The following is a 19,844-nucleotide window of genomic DNA, read 5'->3' as shown; positions in this document are numbered from 1 at the left end:
GGTTAATCAACAGACGTGATTCCATATAGCTTTATGAGACATAGTGAAACAAAATTGTGCCTGACTATATTTACATCGTTGCTGTATCGAGAAAATAGCTAAAAGGTAGATAAACAAAGGGATTTGAGAAAAATTGCTTTGTATCGTGGTTTCAATCGTACGTATCGGAGAAAAATGTTCAGAAAAGATTGATGCATCAAGGGATTATTGTATTTTTATAAATTAAATTGCGTGAAACTTAAAATCGGAATTTCCTTTATTCATCTATGTTTTTGAAAACACCACAGACGTATCGTCAATCGCAACAAGAATCGCGGAAAGGAAGAGTTATAATTGTCATTTTGATATTATCAATAAGAGTGTATTTATATATACCCTAATACAATTTGTCTCAAGCTCGAATCATATACGCAATTCCTTCACAGTCATTTCACCCACCGTCTTCTGTTCACCAGTTGAAGGAACAGTGTGTTCCTGTTCAACAAACTCCAAACGATCAACAGATTCGGGTAGAGAGAGCATTTCAAATATTTTACTAACTGGCAAATCGTACGACGTCGGATGGTTTCCAAATTGTTCGTAAGCCTGAATCATTCGTGTAGCTGTTTGAGGTACAATATCAATAGTCTTCAACCACTCATACCACTCACCATGCACCAAGTCATTCTCTTTCACATGCTTCAATCGTCGTCCAATCTCAAACACCGACTGTCCAGCTATTTGCTTGTAACTGTTGATCCCTTAAAATTAGTTCAAAGCAAAAAAACAACCCCGGAATAGTCCGGGGCAAAGTCTCTATTCTTTTGCAGCTTTAGGAAGAGTTATGTGTATAGAAAGTGATGGTTTATCATAATTCACTTTCGCACCTATTGATTCACTAATGAACCTAAGATCCACATATAAAATATCTTCACCCAAGAAAGGCGTTTGCGATAAAGAATATGATTTTCCATTTACATATGCTGTCTTATTATCTTGGCTTAATTTTATGACTGTCGAACCATCCTGACTGCTTGCAGTAACTGTTTTACTAGTATTATCCCAACTAACTTTCATATCATATTGCTCAAATATTTCACGAAAAGGAACCATCGCTACCCCTGAATAGGCTATAAGTGCATTAAAATCCAGTTTTTCATTATTAACATATATGTTAGCCCTTTGTGCTTCTCCGGCAGCGTAAATACTTGTTGAGAAAATAGAGGTGATTAAAAGAACAACCACCAAAAAAAACATATTCTTTTTCACAATACTCGCTCTCTTCTTATCACAAATTTTGATCAGCTATTATTGTAACTGTATTATTACCATCCCTTGTAATGGAAGCATGATCTGTAAGGGGAGCACTAAAAGCACTACTCGGAACCGCCACATCATTTACTTTTATACTTGAGTAAGTCCCCCTATTTCTACCTTTGTCACCTGTAGAAACAACGGTTGACAAAAGTTTCCATTGATCGACAGTACTAATATTAAGACTATTATCGGTTTCCATAATAGAAATTAAACTGGTGTTTGTTCCATCTGAACAACCAATATCCCTACATGTTGCTGTGCCGCTAATTTTCATTCTTGCTTTTCCATTGTTATTATACCATACGTACAAAACAACATCGGAATTAGATAAATAGGCATTAGCAGATTGTACATTTTGAATAGCCTGTAACAAAGCCAGAATGACTTTCCACTCCATTTCTTTTTACAACCATTGTTGGTTTCCAACCTTTTTCAAAAGAACCAGGGCCAACAGTAGAATCATAGACTAACCCCATATCTGCTTCATAAGCCCCCGAAGTGAAACCAGAATAGTTATATGCCCTGTCTCTTGGACAACTTGCGAATCAAGTGGAAGTCTTAACAAAGTAGATAGGTAGCTTCCATTTTTGACTATGTTCTGTCTACCTCCAATACCATCCCCAATATTATAAGCAGAAGTGGTGATTCGGTCGTTTTGACCTTCAGTTAAATATTTAACATCTGGCTTCTCAATAGTAAGTTCTGGAGCCTTATTGGGAACCTCTTCATATTTGTACACATAATCTTCACCTATAATAGTGTAGTCATAAATTGCATTATCATAAACACTTTCCGACACATTTTTATTCATACTTATCTTTTGGTTGCTAGCTCTGTCCTCTTCGATTCCCTTCTTAAAACGGTTTACAAGTTCATTAATTTTAGCACTAGATATGTCATCTGGTTTATGTATTACAATTTCCCTACCATTAGTCCCCTCCAAAGTTTTGTCTGCACTTTCTGCGCTTGCAATATGCCCAGCAAACGGAGAAAAAAATAAAGAAGTAGCGGCTAGAATTGGTAATACCATTTTCTTTTTCATTTTTGCTTCCTCCAAATAGAAAATTTTTGAAAATATTACACGAGATAATACTACCACTTTTTCCCTATTTGTAAACATAAAAATCTATTTAAAACATTAAATGCTAATTTGAGGATAAATAGACATATATACACACTTTATTTTTATTTAATCTTTCTTAATCGTTCTTTCTTTATTTGGGTTAATACAAAAAAGCAACCGACAATATATCAGTTGCTCATCTCTCAACGAAATACCTATTTGTCATATACCAAGCTTTCCCTTCCGCAGTATCAACCGTACCCTTTTTACTATCCAGAAACACAATCTCACCGCATTCTTTACATCCCCATTTACTCCTTTTGTATGCTGACTCTTCTATATAGGAAGCTCCACATTTACATTCTACTTGAATCAATGTCTTATGCTGACTGTATGCGTCTGCCAACTGTTCACTGGCCTTGCTTGCTGCTGTAGGTTGAATAGCTGTTATATGTTCCCTCTGCTCAGAAAATTCATTATGTACCTTAAAATCTGCTACAAGCTCAGGATTTAAACCAAAATGTTCTCTACCCACAGTAGTTACATATTTACTTCCTACACGATATGATTCTATCCAGTCCTGTATTTGTATGGTGGATAGATTGACAGTTCCTTTGATACCGCTGTTTAGTGTGTAAGTCATTGTGTGATGCTGATTTAGATTCATTTTTATATCATCCTCTTCAATATGCTAATAAGACGAAAGTTATTATTATATATTCTTCTATAATGTACTTTGTTGCTGTTTTATGTAAAATGAAATCACTCAAAGGGATATGATACAATAAAAAAAGAAAATAATGGGGGAGGTGTTGCTTGTGCCTTATAAGAAAGCAACGTTTTGGTTTTCAGTAATAAGCATTTTAATATGCTTGAATAGCTATTTGGGAAATGATGATAAAAATATCCTCCTTATTGGATTGAATCCACTTCTAAATTCTATTGTATATATGAGCCATTTCGACACTGGATTTTTGACTTTGATAGTGCAAAATTAGCAATCGACAGTGTAACTATTAAAGTTCAGTTTCCCGCCTATATCATCCATTTCACCTCTTTCTTTCTGACAGGACTAATCATTGATTTTCTAAGACGATTAGTTGGCCGGAAATTTAAGGGATCATAGCTCAGATTTCTACTGTCTACTTGACAATTGAGCACTTACTTTCCTTTTCTAACTTCCTCAATAATGATGTAAGTTACTCCTATAATTAAAGCTATTATGCTGAGTACAAGCAGAACATCATGTCCATTTAACCTATTCAATGCTATATACAATGGTGCATCTGCATAGTTTAATACACCACTTGTTACAATAAAATACCTAGATACATAGAGTATAGTTGCTATAAAACAAAATGAAACTCCTGCTGCTCTTCTGTTCATTAATTCAGCTCCTTTGATGGTATTGTAAAAATATCTATTTATGTTTAATTATACATCATTATCATTTTATCATCAATGAATATATAATATTGCTAACAAAAAAGCACCTATCCCTAGGCGCTTAGTTACATATTCAAGGGGTGACAATTTGACATCCCCCCGACCTATATACACATCCTCTCTTCCTTGGCCTTCTTCTTCATGCGTCGAATCATAGTCAGTTGCTTCCTAATCTCCACCCTTCTCTCAAGCTCTGTATCCTTCCCTGCTGCCTCTTTAACCAACTGCCTATACATTGGTCAAGCCAGTCCATGTCCGTGTTACACAGCCTTTCTGTTGGCTTGAACTAATGCTTTGAGGGTGATCCATTCATCATTCCACGTTTTCACGTACAGTCTTCCTTTAATTAACCGTCCCGATTTATACATATCATTTGCTCCTTTATTTTTGTATTATTTAATCAATGATTCAAACCTGATTCACCCTGACCCTACCCTTCCCATTAACCAGCCACCAAATAATTTTACATCAATAGATTAATCAGTGTTTTGAGTAATCTGTGACTAGAGATTTTTATATAACCTTGCCAAAATCTTGGCTAACGTTACTATCTCACCCTCAGGAAAATTTTCCTTACCCCTCATATATAGTTTCTGGATCGGCGTTATCAGCTATGTATTTAGCTTGTATATAGGTCTCTTTGTTACCAAAACCAGTTTGATCGGCTACAACATCATTACTTCGGGCAAAATTTTGTCCAATGTTGTTATCATTGTCTGTACGAGTTCCTTGACGTTCCTTTGCCTTCAATCTTTCCAATTGTTCAAGCTCTCTAGCCCATTCTAGGCGTTCAATTTTCTCCGATGTCGATGAATCTTCATGTTGCACCAAGCTATATAATTAGCTTCATACGCCAAAGTTGGCGGTTGCGACATCGCATCTCCCAATGTGGCATGTTTTGGCGAAACGTCAATTTGACGACTTGCAGCAAACCGTCCGATGTCGGATGATGTGGATACAAAAAAATCCAGTCACCGTCAATATGGGAGTAACTGGATGGTAAAATTAGTGTTTTATATGGAGGGATGGATAATCCATATACACCTGAGACGCTCTCAAGCTTGTTAAGGGTGCTATGTGGGGTGCTATGTGGGGTGCTATGTGGGATGCTTGAACAGTCAAACAGCCATTCTCCTCTGTTAATCATTCAATATTCTCATATCAAAAACAAACTATTTACACATCTAATTAAATATGATACTTTTAATTATTGCACACAGTAAAATAAAGAAAATATTAGGAGGCTGTTTATGGCACAAGGATCTGTAAAACTTGATAAGAAAACTGGATTGTATTATTACGTTGTAGACGTTGGGAAAAAAGGAGAACCCAGAAAACAGAAAAAGGAGCGAGGATTCAAAAAAAAGAAAGATGCTCAGGACGCATTGACCGACCTGTTGAATCAGGTGAACAAAGGTGACTACATCGAACCAAGCAAGATAAAGTTTACGGATTATATGTTGGATGTGTGGATAGTGGAGAAGGTACAAAATAAACTCATAACTAGGCTTACAGCTAAAAATTATCGATCTTGTATTGTTGCTCACATGGCTCCTTTCTTTAAAGATACAACGTTAGGAGAATTGAATTCTTCGGACATTAAAAAGTTTGTAAAGCATGTAAAGAGTAAGAAATTAGATGATGATGAAGGGTATGCAGACTCATATGTTCAACGCATATTTGATATTACGGCATATTCTCTAAACTACGCTATCAAAAGTGAATTAATAAGAGATAATCCAGCAAAAAAATTAGATAGACCAAGAAGAACAAAAAAGAAATTATCAATATGGAGTATCGAACAAATACAAAAGTTTTTGGGTTCCTTAAAAGATAACAAGCATTACATCATCTTCTTTCTAGCAATACACACTGGAATGCGACAGGGAGAAATTTTGGGCCTACCTTGGAGGAATATCGATTTCATAAATAAAAGAATTATGATCACCCAAACACTAGAGCATGATGGTAAAAGAATCAAACAAGGCGCAAAGACGACATCAGGCGTTCGCTCAATTGGTGTATCGGATGAAATAATAGAAGTGCTAAGGCAACGTCATGAGGTAGTCAACAATGACAAACTATTGGCTGGAGATATGTATGTAGACAACGACTTGGTATGCTGCACTAACTTGGGAAAGCCTATATTTCCTACAACTCTCACAAGGCTAATGCAACGAACTATAAAAGAATTGGAATTACCACATATTCGTTTTCATGATCTTAGACATACAGCAGCTTCACTAATGCTATCCATTGGTGTTCATCCAAAAGTTGTTTCAGAGATACTTGGACATAGTAGCGTATCCATCACACTAGACACTTATTCACATTTGTTAATGAATATGCAATCAGATGCAACACAAGGATTGAGCAGTTTGTTGAGTAAAAAAGAAGAAACTGAACCACTAGAAATTGAACAAGAATTGCGTGACCAGAAGTGTGACCAACCAGTTGAAGTTTAGAAAAAAGTGTAAGCAAAACCATTGATACATAAGGAATTTTTGAGTAGACTTCAAAAAAAGCAGCCATGTACGCTCCATGGCTGCTTTTTTGTAATCCCTTAGCGCTTAGAGCTGCTACGTACCTGACGCTTGCCATTACTGCGAGTATGACTGCGGGTATGACAGCAAGGATCAGAAGGGTCTTTTACAGTCACTGGGAATACGTGGTGTGGTACTGGGATAATGTGCGTTTGGTTAATAATTTCAATCGGATGAATAACAGGCACCACTTGTGGGAAAAATTGATGATTTACAAATTGGATCGGCGGGCACACGATCGGTTCGTTAGGGCAATGACTCATAATGTGCAACTCCTTTCGGTGAATTAGTACAGCATATTACGAAGGAGCTCCCTGTGATTGGATGATTACCCCCTATTGCAAATATCCTTATAAAATAGGCCTTCGTTCCATGATGACCGAGCGGTCAAACAGTTCTCCCAGCAAGCGGCATAACTTGCGCAATCCTGCTTCGAGTGTATCCTTGGCCGTGTATGAAAAGGAAATACGAATATGATTACTTTCCATACCACCTGCACGGATTCCACGCTCGCTCAGGTGAACTGCTAGTTATGGATGCTTCATTTATTCCATATTTTCTCCAATTGACTTTTTATCCGGACATCATTATTATCTTATAGTATAAGATAAAAGCTAGAAGGTGCTGTGACCATTGGATTATAAGACATTAGCGAAAGAACTGTTCGAGTATGTTGTCAAATCGCGCAAACCGGAATTAGAGGAACGAGGACACTTCTCACGTGGTGAAATGGGGATTCTCATCTGTCTGAATATCAATCAGGACGGGGTTACCTCGGGCCACTTGAGCGAATACTTGTCCGTCAGTACGGGACGAGTAGCAACGGCGCTGAAGAGCCTGGAGAAGAAAGGTATGGTTGTACGCCATACCGATGTCACCGACAAACGGAAGGTGATTGTATTCATTACGGATTCAGGCAAGCAATTTATGATTGACAAGTATAATGAAGGAATCGCATGGACCGAGAGCATTCTTCGCAAGCTGGACGAGCAGGATGCCAGAGAATTTATCCGACTCATTAAGCTTATTGTCTCTAAAAGTTGAATTCATATGTAAATTGCACCAAACACCTAAGATTTTCAGATAAAAGGAGAGCGACAGAATGCTGAAGATATTCAAATATCTCAAGAAAAATGAATGGATGCTCGTGCTTTTCAGCCTGGCTTTCATTGTTGTGCAGGTCTGGCTTGATCTGAAGCTGCCTGATTATATGGCGGAAATTACGACCAAGCTGCAAAAGGAAGGAACGCCTATGTCGGAACTGCTGATTCCCGGCAGTTACATGCTGTTGTGTGCCGTCGGCAGTATGATTGCATCTATTATTGTCGGCTATTTCGCGGCGAAGGTGGCGGCAGGTCTGGCGATGCGTCTGCGTGCGATGGTCTTTGATAAGACCTTATCCTTTTCGATGGAAGAGATGAATAGCTTTTCGACGGCAAGCCTCATCACTCGCACCACAAACGATGTTACCCAGATTCAAACGATCGTTGCGTTAGGACTCCAGGTGATCATCAAGGCACCAATTTTGGCCGTGTGGGCTATTGTGAAGATTGCGGATAAAAACTGGCAGTGGACCGCCTCTACAGGAGCGGCCGTGGCTGTTCTGATCCTGATGCTAAGTGTTATTGTTATTTTCGCTCTCCCCAGTTTCCAGCGAATCCAGCGTCTCACCGATAATCTGAACAGGGTAACACGTGAGCATTTGACCGGACTTCGAGTAGTGCGCGCTTATAATGCAGATCAGTATCAGGAGCAGAAGTTCGAACAGGCCAACGTCGAATTGACGAATACAAACCTGTTTGCGAACCGGTTAATGGCGATGATTGGCCCGGGTATGACCTTTATTATGTCGGGTCTGAGTGTCGCTATCTATTGGATCGGTGCTTACCTGATTAACGGGACGGCCGTGCCGGACCGCATTGCACTGTTCTCCAATATGGTCGTGTTCTCGTCTTATGCGATGCAAGTGGTCATGGCCTTTATGATGGTTAGTATGATTTTCTTCTTGCTGCCTCGCGCTTCGATTTCTGCCAAACGGATTATGGAGGTATTGAACACCAAATCCAGCATCATGAACGGGCATGAGACGGCCGGAGAAGAGGGCGTTATGGGTCAAGTTGAATTCCGTAAGGTCAGCTTCAAATATCCAGACGCGGAGGAGCCTGTGCTTCGCAACATTAGCTTTACGGCGAAACGAGGCGAGACGGTTGCCTTTATTGGCGCAACAGGCAGCGGAAAAACCAGCGTGATCAATCTGATTCCCCGTTTCTACGATGTGACCGAGGGAGAGGTGCTCGTGGATGGTGTGAATGTCAGAAACTATAAGCAGCAGACACTCCATAACAAAATTGGGTATGTCCCTCAGAGAGCCGTGCTTTTCAGCGGTACGGTGGCATCCAACGTTTCGTATGGCGATAACGGAAAAGAAGGAGCTTCGGAAAAACTCGTTAAAGCAGCCGTAGGAATTGCCCAAAGCACGGAGTTTGTCGAAAAAATGGACGGTCAGTATCAGGGACGGATTTCACAAGGTGGAGCGAACGTGTCCGGTGGTCAAAAGCAGCGTCTGTCCATTGCGCGTGCCATCTACCGTCAGCCGGAGATTTATATCTTCGATGATTCCTTTTCAGCACTGGACTACAAAACAGACCGGATTCTGCGCTCAGCTCTCAAAAAAGAAACTGACCATGCTACCACACTCATTGTTGCTCAGCGCATAGGCACCATTAAGGACGCTGACCAGATTATCGTACTGGACCAGGGTGAGGTTGTAGGGAACGGCACACATGAAGAGCTGATGGCGAACTGCAGCACCTATCAGGAAATCGCTTATTCGCAGCTTTCGAAGGAGGAACTCGTACATGGATAAGAATGAACACACCGTTGACAGCCAGCATATGAAAACGAAACAGCGAGGTCCCATGGGTGGAGGTCCTGCGGGGGGCATGGGTGCTGGTGAAAAAGCGAATGATTTTAAAAAGACCATCAGCCAGCTTTTATCCTACATCAAGGCCTATGTGCCCATGATTATACTCTCTATGGTGTTGGCTCTGGTCGGTTCCGCCTTCAACGTCATTGGTCCGGGTAAGCTCAGCGATATTGCCAACCTGATCCAGAAAGGAATCGTAGCAGGGGTTGATGTGAGTGCTGTCCAGAAAATTGTTCTTGTTTTGGTGCTTTTGTATGGTCTTGGTCTTATCTTTAACTATTTCCAAGGCTTCATTACGGCGACCGTGTCACAGCGTCTTACAAAGAAGATGCGAACAGAGCTCTCCAGAAAAATCAATCATATGCCTTTGAAGTATTTTGATGCTACGAGCTACGGTAATGTGCTCAGCCGTGTGACCAACGATGTCGATACCATCGGACAAACATTAAACAACAGTATCGGCACGCTTGTCAGCGCGCTGGCAACCTTCGTGGGCGCCTTGATTATGATGCTGTATACAAACTGGATCATGACCGTTACCGGGATTTTAGCTACGCTGATTGGTTTTTCCCTGATGACCGTGATTATGAAGCATTCACAGAAATATTTTGTAGCACAGCAAGCAGAGCTTGGCCAGATCAACGGTCATATCGAAGAAACCTATGCCGGTCATAACGTAGTCAAGGTATATAACGGAGAAAAAGCAGCCAAGAAAGAGTTCCATGGCATTAACAACCGCTTATATACAAATGCCTGGAAGTCCCAGTTCATGTCTGGCCTGATGATGCCGGTTATGATGTTCATCGGGAATTTTGGTTATGTAGCGGTCTGTGTCGTGGGCGCTTTGCTGGTGAACCAACATGCTATAACGATCGGAACTATTGTGGCCTTCATGGTATATATTCGTCTGTTTACACAGCCCTTGTCACAGTTGGCACAGGCCGCAACCAATCTGCAATCGGCGGCTGCCGCCAGTGAACGTGTATTCGAATTTCTAGGTGAAAAGGAATTGGCGGATGAGAGCAACAAGACCAAGAAGCTGAACAACGCCAAAGGGGATGTCGAATTCAAACATGTCCGTTTCGGTTATAACGAAGACCGTATGATTATCAGAGACTTCTCCATGAAAGCTGAAGCTGGCCAGAAAATTGCCATTGTTGGTCCGACAGGCGCCGGTAAGACGACACTCGTGAATTTGCTCATGCGATTCTATGAGCTGAACGGCGGGGAAATCTATATTGACGGAACCCCAATTAGCCAATTAACACGAGAGAATATTCACGACTTATTCTGTATGGTACTGCAGGATACCTGGCTGTTTGAAGGAACAATCCGTGAGAATATCGCCTTTTCCAAAGAGCATGTTACCCATGAACAGGTAGAAGCCGCATGTAAAGCGGTGGGGCTGCACAGCTTCCTTAAAACACTGCCACAGGGCTATGATACGGTGCTGGACGACAAAGCCAATCTCTCTGCCGGTCAAAAACAATTGATTACCATTGCAAGAGCCATGATTGAAGATGCGCCCATGCTTATTCTAGATGAGGCCACAAGCTCAGTCGATACGCGTACGGAATTGCTAATTCAACAAGCGATGGACCAGCTTACTGTAGGGAAAACCTCCTTTGTGATTGCCCACCGCCTCTCGACGATCAAGAACGCCGATATGATTCTGGTCATGAAGGACGGTGACATTATCGAAACGGGTAACCATGAGGAATTGCTGGCTAAAGGCGGCTTCTATGCCGATCTATACAACAGTCAGTTTGAAAATGCATCCTAAAAATAACCAGTCCCTGTTTGAATAAACAGGATAGTAGCCACTAATAGCATATCAAGGTAAAAGAGAGACGTGTCTGGATAATCGCTGCAAAGGGCGATCCAGACACGTTTTTGGTGTGCTCAAAAGCTGTCAAGCATTTCAAGCTTGCGCTGAATAATTGCAAGATTTACGTGAAAGTGATTTGAATGGTCGAATTTTTTCTTGGGATCAGGATTTTTCGGCTTTCCAATAGATCAATCAACTGTTATATTCAGACGTTTACTGTTATACTTCGTTATTGTTATAATACAATAAATTTCATAGTACAGTATAGAACACAGGAGATGATTGCATTGGAATACAAATTTTCAGGTATGGCTCGTACTCAGGGCTCGTCCATCGTTAGGGACATTTTGAAGCTGACACAGGGAACAGAAGTGTTATCCCTGGCAGGTGGTCTTCCGGCCGATGCCTTTTTTCCCATCGAAGCCGTTGCTCAAGCCTATGAGCGGGTATTCCGTCTCGGCGGTACTACCGCGCTTCAATATGGTCTAACCGATGGATTTATTCCTCTACGGGAACGCCTTACAACCATAATGGCATCCCAAGGCATCTCCGTCACCAGAGATAACATCATCATGACGACGGGCTCACAGCAGACTATCGATCTGGTTTCGCGTGTGCTGCTTGATCCGCAGAATACTGTATTGGTAGAGTCCCCTACTTATTTGGCAGCTCTTCAGGTGTTTAAGTCCTATGGTGCCAACATTGTAAGTGTAAATACAGACACCAACGGTATGCAATTAGATGATCTTGAAGCCAAGCTCAAGGAATATCAGCCTAAATTCGTGTATGTCATCCCAACTTTCTCCAACCCGGCGGGGAGTGTGTGGAGTATGGACCGCAGAGTAGGCGTTGTTGAGCTATGCCGTAAATACGGAACTTTGATTTTTGAGGATGATCCTTACGGACGTCTCAAATTTGACGAAAACCTTAACTTCCCTACCCTTTTATCCATTGACCAGCAGCAAGGTGGCGATAGTCATGTCATGTACACCTCTACGTTCTCCAAAACCGTTGCACCTGGTGTTCGTTCTGGATGGCTGGTTGCTGATCAAGCGATTGTCAATAAAGTCTCGAAGGCCAAACAATCTGCTGATCTGCACTCCAGCAGTATCGATCAACGTGCTTTAAATGAGCTCTTGGACTTTTTTGATTTGGATGGACATATTCGTACCGTATCCAGCGAATATCACTCTCGTATGTTACGCCTCACAACGCTGATGAAAGAACGTCAATGGGAAGGCATTACATGGAATGATGCACTTGGCGGCATGTTTATGTGGGTCACTTTACCCGAAGGCTTCCGTTCCGATCGCTTGCTGGAACTGGCCATTCAGGAAGGCGTCGCATTTGTGCCAGGACAAGTATTTTATGCTGATCTGAGCGGCAGTAACCATATGCGGATCAACTTTACGCATACCGATCCTTCACTGCTTCCTGAAGCGGTTAACCGTTTGGATCGAGCATTGAAGATGTATACAGAGGAAAGATTGGAAAAAAGCGTGCGCTGATGAAGGTTGGCAGGGCACCTACGCTGACTACTGCCTCATCCCCGGACGTTTTTACGATAGAGGGAATGAGTAGATAAAAAAAAGAATGAAATAGACCTAAGCATACATGTGCGCTGCGTAAAATACGGTATACAAAAAAGGTTCAAGCCTGATTCCCAAAGGAATATAGCTTGAACCTTTTTTGTAATTCATTACATACATTTGGATTCCAAGTAATAGTCATTTAAAAGGTTAACATCATACATTTTAAGGTGTTGCAGTGTGGAAAGTTTTCCGTAAGCCGGGTTCTGTGCTATTCGTGGTTCAGACGGGAACTACCCTCCCACTACAAGCGACAATCATCTATCTAGGCCGAATATTGCTATCCAGCTCCAGCGACCAACCTAGACACGCCTCGGGCTAAGGCTACTTCGCGAAGAAGCTGTGTCCCATTAGGTCTTGCTCCAGATGGGGTTTACCAGGAACGAAGTCACCAGCGTTCCTCGGGGTCTCTTACACCTCGGTTCCATCCTTGCCTGTGCCGCATGCGGCCATCGGCGGTCCATTTCTGTGGCACTATCCTTCAACTCGCGCTGACTGGACGTTATCCAGCATCCTGCCCTATGGAGCCCGGACTTTCCTCTCGCGGTTCACACCGCCAGCGATTGTCTGTTAAACTTTCCGAACAACATTACATAGTATACAGGGAACGCACGCTCGACACAACCCTGAAAATATTGTAAATTAGCAAGCTTCCTTTATTTGTTCAAATAAAACGGGTGTACCCTCTTTTGTAACGTATCATCTGCCACAAAATAAGTAGAGTGACCCACGTATAACGGAATATGAAGCTTATCTATATCTCTACCGCTAAAGGTACCTACAGCCTGAATCCATTCCGATTTCATTTTCCCATAAAAGTTAATTTTACAAAAAATGAAAAGGCTCTGTGTTCACCTGGGATACATGTACTTCCGTAGAGTATCGGGCTTCTCCCAACCGTTTGCGCATCCATTCTGCGGTTTTAGGCTTCATAATCTTCTCTGCGTTATGACCAGGGTCAATGATGGCAATGCCAGCCATAAGGGCATCCTGAGCCGTGTGATAGTCGATATCACCCGTAACTAAGACGTCAGCCCCTTTAAAAATCGACTTGTTTACATAGCGGCTGCCAGAGCCTCCGAGCACGGCTGCTTTTTTAATTGTACGGTCCAAGTCGCCCACTACACGTACATGCTCGACGTTGAAGCCTTCTTTCACATCATTGACAAACTCGCGTAACGTGCGGGCTTCCTTGAGCTTACCCACCCGTCCTAGGCCAAATGAGCGGCCCTGCAAATCCATATGGTACAGGTCATAGGCCACCTCTTCATAAGGATGAGCTTTGAGCATCGCCTGAACGACTTTGTTGCGCACACCCTGTGGCACTACCGTTTCTATGCGTACCTCTTCGCTGCGTTCCATTTTACCTGGCTCACCCAAAAACGGCTGTGTGCCTTCACCCGGCACGAAAGTTCCGTAGCCATCAATGTTAAAGCTGCAATGGCTGTAATTGCCGATATGTCCGGCTCCCGCATCCAGTACGGCATCCAACACCCGTTGATGATGTGTTTTCGGTACGAAAACGACAAGCTTGAACAATTGCTCCGTGTGGACATCCTCCAGCGTACCTTCACTTTGAATGCCCAATGCTTCCGCCATCCAGTCGTTCATACCATCCTCTGCTGTATCCAGATTCGTATGACTGATGTAGACCGCTATATCGTTCTTAATCAGCTTTTCATACAATTTGCCTGCAGGCTGATCCGTATTCAATGCTTTAAGTGGACGGAATATGATAGCATGATGGGCGATAATGAGGTCGGCCTTTACGCGGATCGCCTCTTCAACAACCTCATCATTGACATCCAGAGCTACCAGTATGTTTTTGATTTCCTTTTTCAGGCTGCCAAGCTGAAGCCCGATTCTGTCGTCCGGAACTGCCAAATATTTTGGAGCCAGCTGTTCCATATAGCTAATTACCGTTTGTCCTTTGGCAAACATGCAAGTACCTCCTCTAGCTGTTCAATTTGCTTGCGTAATTGTTCCTGCTTTTGCTGCGCCGATTCCTGCTCTGATCGCGCCAACTGCGCAAGCACATTTTGGAGCTTATGAATTTCCAAATTCCATTTACGGAAAAAGACTTCGTTGGGCTCTCTGACCAGCAACGGTCCAAGCTGTTCCAGCCAATTCTGCGTCAATACTAGCGAGCTACCGGTAAGGGCTAACGGTCGGTATAGCTTTTCCTGCTTCACAGGACTATCCAACACGGGTACAGCCGTCAATACTTCATATATCTTTCCGTCTTCTTCCATAATATGCTCGCCTGTCAATACCCATTGATGCTCAATCAGCCATCGGCGCAAAATATCCTCGCCTACGTTTGGCTGTAAAATAAGCCTCTTCACTGAATCCAACTTGTCTTTCCCCTGCTCCAAAATGGAAGCGATTAAGGCACCGCCCATACCAGCTATCGTAATAACATCAACCTCGTCGGCTGTAATAACGGCCAAGCCGTCGCCTTTTCTAACGGTTATGCGGTCAGTAAGACCTGCTTCGGCGACCTGCTTTTGAGCCGCTCGCAACGGCCCATCATTGACTTCGCCCGCCACAGCTTGCGTTACCCGACCACTGCGCACCGCAGCCACAGGCAAAAGTCCATGGTCAGAGCCAATATCCGCTAATCTGCTCCCGGAAGGAATTTGTTCCATAATATATTGTAATCGTTGAGAAAGCTTCATGACGTCACCCACGTAATCCATTTTTTTCGAGTCCAAAATAAAATTCCTACAACAATAGCCAACTTCAATAAGGCGTACAATACAACATCTCCCGGCGCTTGATGGCGCAGCACGATCATGTCTGCTTCAGGCATGAAAACCAGTGTCATTCCGATAGCAAAATAGACCGAAGCCAGCCGTGAAAAGCGACGATGTACCCACCAGCTTAACCATACCAGCAATGCTACATGTAAAATCCAAAATCCCTCCAGCATCACGTGAGAAGCCGTTGGCCAGTAGCGGCCTATAAGTACTGCGTACACCAAAAGCAGCGCAATAGAGCCACAGTAGTGAAGCAAGCTGATACGCAGGGTTAAGCCCACAAGACACCATACCAGTCCGCACAGACCGACCAGAACAAGAAACCAAAATTTAGACTCACCTTGGTGAAGCTGAATAATCCACACACCTGAACCCAGCATAATCACACTGCCCAAGGTACTCAGCATGGCGCTCATGCTCTGCTTTGAAGAACGCCAAACAGCGGCTACTCCATAGCAGCTCGCGATTACTGCACATGCCGAGAATATTTGCATTGCCAACGGAAAAGCGGTAAAATAAAAACCGATCAAACAAATGCAGGAAATAATGACAAAACCAAGAATCCAGACGATTCCATGTCCGTTTCGAAGATATGTAAGCAGACCAGTCCCAGTGCGACTTCGGCTCTGTGATGGATTTTCGTCCTCTCGATAAAGGTTAGACAAAAAATCACAATATTGCTCAGGGAGCAGCCGACTTCGCCGCCAATGCTCAATTTCATGTAACAGTATTGCCCGTTTTTTCTCCTGGTCCAAGCTTTTCCCCTCCACCAAGGCTGCCATGGGATAAAAAAAGACCTTCTGCGCGCTCCAAGCCGCAGAAGGTCCGCAATGTTACGCTTCTATTCGAGGAAATCCTTCAGTCGCTTACTGCGGCTTGGATGGCGCAGCTTACGCAGCGCTTTAGCCTCAATCTGACGAATACGTTCGCGTGTAACACCGAATACTTTACCCACTTCTTCAAGGGTTCTGGTTCTACCATCGTCCAAACCAAAACGGAGACGCAAGACGTTCTCTTCCCGTTCGGTCAACGTATCCAGCACATCCTCAAGCTGTTCCTTCAAAAGTTCATACGCAGCCGCATCCGCAGGCGCCAGCGCTTCCTGATCCTCAATGAAATCCCCCAAATGTGAATCATCTTCTTCACCAATTGGCGTTTCCAATGAAACCGGTTCTTGGGCAATTTTCATAATTTCCCGTACTTTCTCCACGCTCAGCTCCATCTCCGCAGCCACTTCTTCCGGCGTAGGTTCACGCCCCAGCTCTTGCAACAGTTGACGAGATACCCGAATCAACTTATTGATCGTTTCCACCATGTGCACAGGAATACGGATTGTTCTTGCCTGATCAGCTATAGCGCGCGTAATGGCCTGACGAATCCACCAGGTTGCATACGTACTGAATTTAAATCCTTTTTCGTAATCAAATTTTTCTACTGCCTTAATTAGACCCATGTTACCTTCCTGAATCAGATCCAGGAAAAGCATTCCACGACCAACATAACGCTTGGCAATACTTACAACCAGACGCAAATTCGCTTCTGCGAGTCGACGTTTGGCTTCTTCATCACCATTGTTGATCCGTTTCGCCAGCCCCACCTCATCATCAGCAGAAAGAAGCGGTACACGGCCGATTTCCTTCAAGTACATCCGGACCGGATCATTGATTTTAATACCGGGAGGCAGGCTCAGATCGTCATCGTAGTTAAAGTCATCCCCGTCGTTGTTTTCCGGGTCATCGTTTTGACGCAATCTGGTAACTTCTTCGTCGTTATCGTTTACAACCTCAATCCCCAAGTCACCCAGTTGCTCATAAAACTCATCCATTTGCTCGGGGTCTTGATCAAACGACGATAGTTTTTCCATGATATCTTTGTAGTTCAGAGAGGAACTTTTTTTACCCAACTCAATCAATTGATCCTTAACCTGATCCAGTGTCAGTTCCGTCTCCAGTTCAGTATGCTGATCATTCGCCATCTTTCGACTCCCTCCTCCCTAGAAACATCCGACCTCTGTGTGTTCATTGTCTCTCTAGGGCTATAATCTCACTTGCAATTTGTGCTGCACGCAAAAATTCACCTAAGCGCTCAGCGGCTCTCATCTCTTCCCTCTTCAAATCCAGTTGCTCCTGCAATGGAAATTTGCGCACCTGATGAATATAATCGTCCAAAATGTGCGGTGCCCATACGCCTGGAGCATCCATCATCATGATCGAGCTTACGTTTTTCTCCAGCCGATCATCTTGCAAGGATGAAATAAATCGGCTTGTATCTGGTAACTTTCCTTGTGCGTAATAGGCGTATAGATAAGCAGCAATTGCTGCATGATCCTCAATATTAAAGGCGTCCCCCAGATGCTGTTCTACATACTGTGCAGCTTCTAAATCCTGCATCATCCAGTGAAGCAATCTGCGTTCCGCCACATGGTAAGCCGGCAGCAAATTCGGTGTAACGACCTGCCCTTTTTTATGCCTACCATTATTCCACCGATTTTCGTTATTATCCCCAAAGTCCTGTTTTTTTTGCAGGGACTGTCGGAGTAAATTGCATTCTTGCTTTAAGGTTTCAAAATCCACCTTGACTTCGGCTGACACTTCGCGCAAATACACTTCCCGCTCGGTCGGGGATGACAGAGGTGCAATGACATTTAATGCTTCGCGGGAATACGCGATTCTTCCTTCTTCCTCTTGCAGTATATGGTTTTTTCTCAGATATATAAGCTTAAATTTCACCGTTGAAACGGCACTTTCGATAATTTGGCGCTGAAACCTTTCCCCGCCGTATTGCCGGATAAAATCATCCGGGTCCATACCGTCGCTGACCAGCGCTACTTTAACGTGAAGTCCCGCATTTTCCAACAACGGAAAATTCTTAAGCGCAGCAGCTTGTCCTGCCCGGTCACCATCATAGCAAATAATGACCTCGTCGCACAGTCCCTTTAACATCGTAGCATGATGCTCCGTCAAAGCTGTGCCCATAGCGGCCACCCCGTTCTGCACACCTGCTTCCCAAGCTGAGATAACATCGCCGTATCCTTCAAAAAGGACACTCTGACGAAGCTTGCGAATCGAAGTCTTGGCATGGTTGAGATTGTACAGTGTCCGGCTCTTGTTGAACAGTTTGGTTTCCGGTGAATTCAAATACTTGGGCTGTCCTTCACCAAGAATGCGGCCCGCAAAGGCAATTACTTTGCCATTTCGGTTCCAAATAGGAAACATAATGCGATCCCTGAACCGATCCACATACCCATCATCCTCATGTCGGGGAGAGATAAGCCCGCCCTTTTCCATCTCAACAGGATCGAAAGAACGCTTTTCCAGAAACTGGACAATCGTATCCCATCGGTTAGGTGCATAGCCAATTTGAAATTGATCAATGATCTTGTCAGTAAATCCCCGTGACCGCAAATACTCCATCGCCGGTTTGCCATGCTCCGTATTCTTAAGGAGAAAATGGTACATCTTAGATGTTAGCTCATACGCTTGCAACAACCTGTCCAACTCAGGATGCTGATGCGTTGACTCACGTCCCTGCCATTCGCCGAGAGGGATATGACTTTCTTCCGCCATTGTTCTGACAGCTTCGGGAAAGGATAGTCCTTCGATTTCCATCATAAATTTGATGGCATTGCCTCCCGCGCCGCAGCCGTAGCAGTAAAAAATCTGACGATCCGGTGTCACGGTGAATGAAGGGGTTTTTTCAGAATGAAAAGGACAGAGGCCTTTCATATACTTCCCCTGCTTGGTCAAATGCACATACTTGCTTACCGTATCTACGATATCATGATGCTGTAAAACCGATTCAATGATATCGTCCGGTATGTTGCCTTGTCCAGCACTCATGTTAACCACCTTCATCTCTTTAGCACGTAAATATAATTCGATACCGTTATTCATTCTCCTGCAAGAAGAGTAAAAGTTTTGTCAGTTTATGTTGAAAAACTTCACGATCCTCTGATGTAAACGGTTTAGGACCTTTTCCATAACGTCCTTTTTTCCTTTCCTTGGCAGAAGTATGACGGCGGTCAAGCATAAAATCAATCGAATCGTTTCGATACATCGTTCCGCGAAAGGACATAACCTCACAGCCTTTGGCCAAAGCAAGTGCCGCAAGACCGTAATCGTTGGTGGTTACAATATCCCCTCGACGGATATGATTAGCAATATAGAGATCAGCGCTTTGGTCGCTCCGGTCCACTTTTACGATGGTCACGCCTCCGCTGCCCTGAATAAGATGATCATATGAAGATACCATAATAACCTGAACCTGAAAACGGGAAGCTGTATCCGCAATTTCGCTTTTGACAGGACAAGCGTCTCCGTCAACAACGATCCGCACATCCGATAAACCTCCGGATATTCCCACAAGCATCCCCCATCTCCATCCGGATTCGAGTA

The 19,844-nt window shown here is 43.4% G+C and carries 20 protein-coding genes and 1 other RNA gene; 5 read left to right on the top strand and 16 right to left on the bottom strand.

The features are described from left to right. Positions 1 to 402 precede the first annotated feature (402 nt). The 7 genes from ACIFO6_RS14040 to ACIFO6_RS14010 all read right to left on the bottom strand — a co-directional run bounded on the left by ACIFO6_RS14040 (position 403) and on the right by ACIFO6_RS14010 (position 4,636). Complete coding sequence (locus tag ACIFO6_RS14040; protein WP_430041275.1) at positions 403 to 675, bottom strand: DUF3102 domain-containing protein; 273 nt, start codon at positions 673 to 675, stop codon at positions 403 to 405. Positions 676 to 795: 120 nt separating this feature from the next. After that, entirely contained in the window at positions 796 to 1,248 is a 453-nt protein-coding gene (locus tag ACIFO6_RS14035) for a copper amine oxidase N-terminal domain-containing protein (protein ID WP_430041273.1), read from the bottom strand. A 19-nt stretch (positions 1,249 to 1,267) separates the two neighbouring features. Continuing rightward, entirely contained in the window at positions 1,268 to 1,693 is a 426-nt protein-coding gene (locus tag ACIFO6_RS14030) for a YrpD family protein (protein WP_430041272.1), read from the bottom strand. Between the two features lie 69 nt (positions 1,694 to 1,762). Next, complete coding sequence (locus ACIFO6_RS14025) at positions 1,763 to 2,338, bottom strand: hypothetical protein (RefSeq protein WP_430041270.1); 576 nt, start codon at positions 2,336 to 2,338, stop codon at positions 1,763 to 1,765. Positions 2,339 to 2,555: 217 nt separating this feature from the next. Further along, entirely contained in the window at positions 2,556 to 3,026 is a 471-nt protein-coding gene (locus ACIFO6_RS14020; RefSeq protein ID WP_430041269.1) for a hypothetical protein, read from the bottom strand. Between the two features lie 494 nt (positions 3,027 to 3,520). Continuing rightward, positions 3,521 to 3,745: a hypothetical protein gene (locus ACIFO6_RS14015; protein ID WP_430041268.1), complete on the bottom strand. Its 225-nt coding sequence runs from the start codon at positions 3,743 to 3,745 to the stop codon at positions 3,521 to 3,523. 633 nt (positions 3,746 to 4,378) lie between these two features. Continuing rightward, positions 4,379 to 4,636 (bottom strand): hypothetical protein, encoded by a 258-nt coding sequence (locus ACIFO6_RS14010; RefSeq protein ID WP_430041267.1) that lies wholly within the window; start codon positions 4,634 to 4,636, stop codon positions 4,379 to 4,381. 419 nt (positions 4,637 to 5,055) lie between these two features. On the opposite strand from ACIFO6_RS14010, the gene ACIFO6_RS14005 reads away from it, so the two are divergent. Beyond that, positions 5,056 to 6,270 (top strand): tyrosine-type recombinase/integrase, encoded by a 1,215-nt coding sequence (locus ACIFO6_RS14005; RefSeq protein ID WP_430041265.1) that lies wholly within the window; start codon positions 5,056 to 5,058, stop codon positions 6,268 to 6,270. A gap of 98 nt (positions 6,271 to 6,368) precedes the next feature. Here ACIFO6_RS14005 and ACIFO6_RS14000 read toward each other — a convergent pair whose 3' ends face one another. Continuing rightward, positions 6,369 to 6,611 (bottom strand): hypothetical protein, encoded by a 243-nt coding sequence (locus ACIFO6_RS14000; protein WP_430041264.1) that lies wholly within the window; start codon positions 6,609 to 6,611, stop codon positions 6,369 to 6,371. An 87-nt stretch (positions 6,612 to 6,698) separates the two neighbouring features. Next, the gene (locus ACIFO6_RS13995) at positions 6,699 to 6,836 is read right to left on the bottom strand and encodes a hypothetical protein (protein WP_430041263.1); all 138 of its coding nucleotides are present in this window, start codon (positions 6,834 to 6,836) and stop codon (positions 6,699 to 6,701) included. Between the two features lie 145 nt (positions 6,837 to 6,981). Between ACIFO6_RS13995 and ACIFO6_RS13990 the strand changes: the two genes are divergently transcribed. From ACIFO6_RS13990 to ACIFO6_RS13975, 4 genes are all read left to right on the top strand, one after another. After that, positions 6,982 to 7,392, top strand: coding sequence for a MarR family winged helix-turn-helix transcriptional regulator (locus ACIFO6_RS13990; RefSeq protein WP_430041262.1), 411 nt, complete (start codon positions 6,982 to 6,984; stop codon positions 7,390 to 7,392). A gap of 58 nt (positions 7,393 to 7,450) precedes the next feature. Next, a complete protein-coding gene (locus ACIFO6_RS13985) occupies positions 7,451 to 9,214 on the top strand; it encodes an ABC transporter ATP-binding protein (protein WP_430041261.1) in 1,764 nt (587 codons plus the stop codon). Beyond that, the gene (locus ACIFO6_RS13980; RefSeq protein WP_430041260.1) at positions 9,207 to 11,057 is read left to right on the top strand and encodes an ABC transporter ATP-binding protein; all 1,851 of its coding nucleotides are present in this window, start codon (positions 9,207 to 9,209) and stop codon (positions 11,055 to 11,057) included. The genes ACIFO6_RS13985 and ACIFO6_RS13980 overlap by 8 nt, the downstream gene beginning before the upstream one ends. Positions 11,058 to 11,389: 332 nt before the next feature. After that, positions 11,390 to 12,610 carry a PLP-dependent aminotransferase family protein gene (locus ACIFO6_RS13975; RefSeq protein WP_430041259.1) on the top strand — a complete coding sequence of 407 codons (1,221 nt, stop codon included), beginning with the start codon at positions 11,390 to 11,392 and terminating at the stop codon, positions 12,608 to 12,610. A 261-nt stretch (positions 12,611 to 12,871) separates the two neighbouring features. Here ACIFO6_RS13975 and rnpB read toward each other — a convergent pair. The 7 genes from rnpB to ACIFO6_RS13940 all read right to left on the bottom strand — a co-directional run bounded on the left by rnpB (position 12,872) and on the right by ACIFO6_RS13940 (position 19,818). After that, positions 12,872 to 13,270, bottom strand: an RNA gene (gene rnpB, locus ACIFO6_RS13970) — RNase P RNA component class A. 246 nt (positions 13,271 to 13,516) lie between these two features. Further along, complete coding sequence (locus ACIFO6_RS13965; RefSeq protein WP_430041258.1) at positions 13,517 to 14,632, bottom strand: Nif3-like dinuclear metal center hexameric protein; 1,116 nt, start codon at positions 14,630 to 14,632, stop codon at positions 13,517 to 13,519. Beyond that, entirely contained in the window at positions 14,608 to 15,369 is a 762-nt protein-coding gene (locus ACIFO6_RS13960) for a tRNA (adenine(22)-N(1))-methyltransferase (RefSeq protein WP_430041257.1), read from the bottom strand. The genes ACIFO6_RS13965 and ACIFO6_RS13960 overlap by 25 nt, the downstream gene beginning before the upstream one ends. Further along, entirely contained in the window at positions 15,366 to 16,205 is an 840-nt protein-coding gene (locus ACIFO6_RS13955; protein ID WP_430041255.1) for a hypothetical protein, read from the bottom strand. Before ACIFO6_RS13955 ends, ACIFO6_RS13960 begins: the two co-directional genes overlap by 4 nt. An 86-nt stretch (positions 16,206 to 16,291) precedes the next feature. Next, a complete protein-coding gene (rpoD, locus tag ACIFO6_RS13950; protein WP_430041254.1) occupies positions 16,292 to 17,425 on the bottom strand; it encodes an RNA polymerase sigma factor RpoD in 1,134 nt (377 codons plus the stop codon). A 43-nt stretch (positions 17,426 to 17,468) separates the two neighbouring features. Next, positions 17,469 to 19,343, bottom strand: a complete 1,875-nt coding sequence (gene dnaG, locus ACIFO6_RS13945; protein WP_430041253.1) for a DNA primase — start codon at positions 19,341 to 19,343, stop codon at positions 17,469 to 17,471. Further along, positions 19,336 to 19,818, bottom strand: coding sequence for a YaiI/YqxD family protein (locus tag ACIFO6_RS13940; RefSeq protein ID WP_430041274.1), 483 nt, complete (start codon positions 19,816 to 19,818; stop codon positions 19,336 to 19,338). The genes dnaG and ACIFO6_RS13940 overlap by 8 nt, the downstream gene beginning before the upstream one ends. Positions 19,819 to 19,844: the final 26 nt, after the last annotated feature.

This window comes from Paenibacillus sp. NRS-1781, assembly GCF_050467745.1.
Taxonomy (GTDB): Bacteria; Bacillota; Bacilli; order Paenibacillales; family Paenibacillaceae; genus Paenibacillus; species Paenibacillus terrae_A.
The sequence above is the reverse complement of the archived record's forward strand: the minus strand, read 5'-3'. Positions and strand labels throughout refer to the sequence as shown.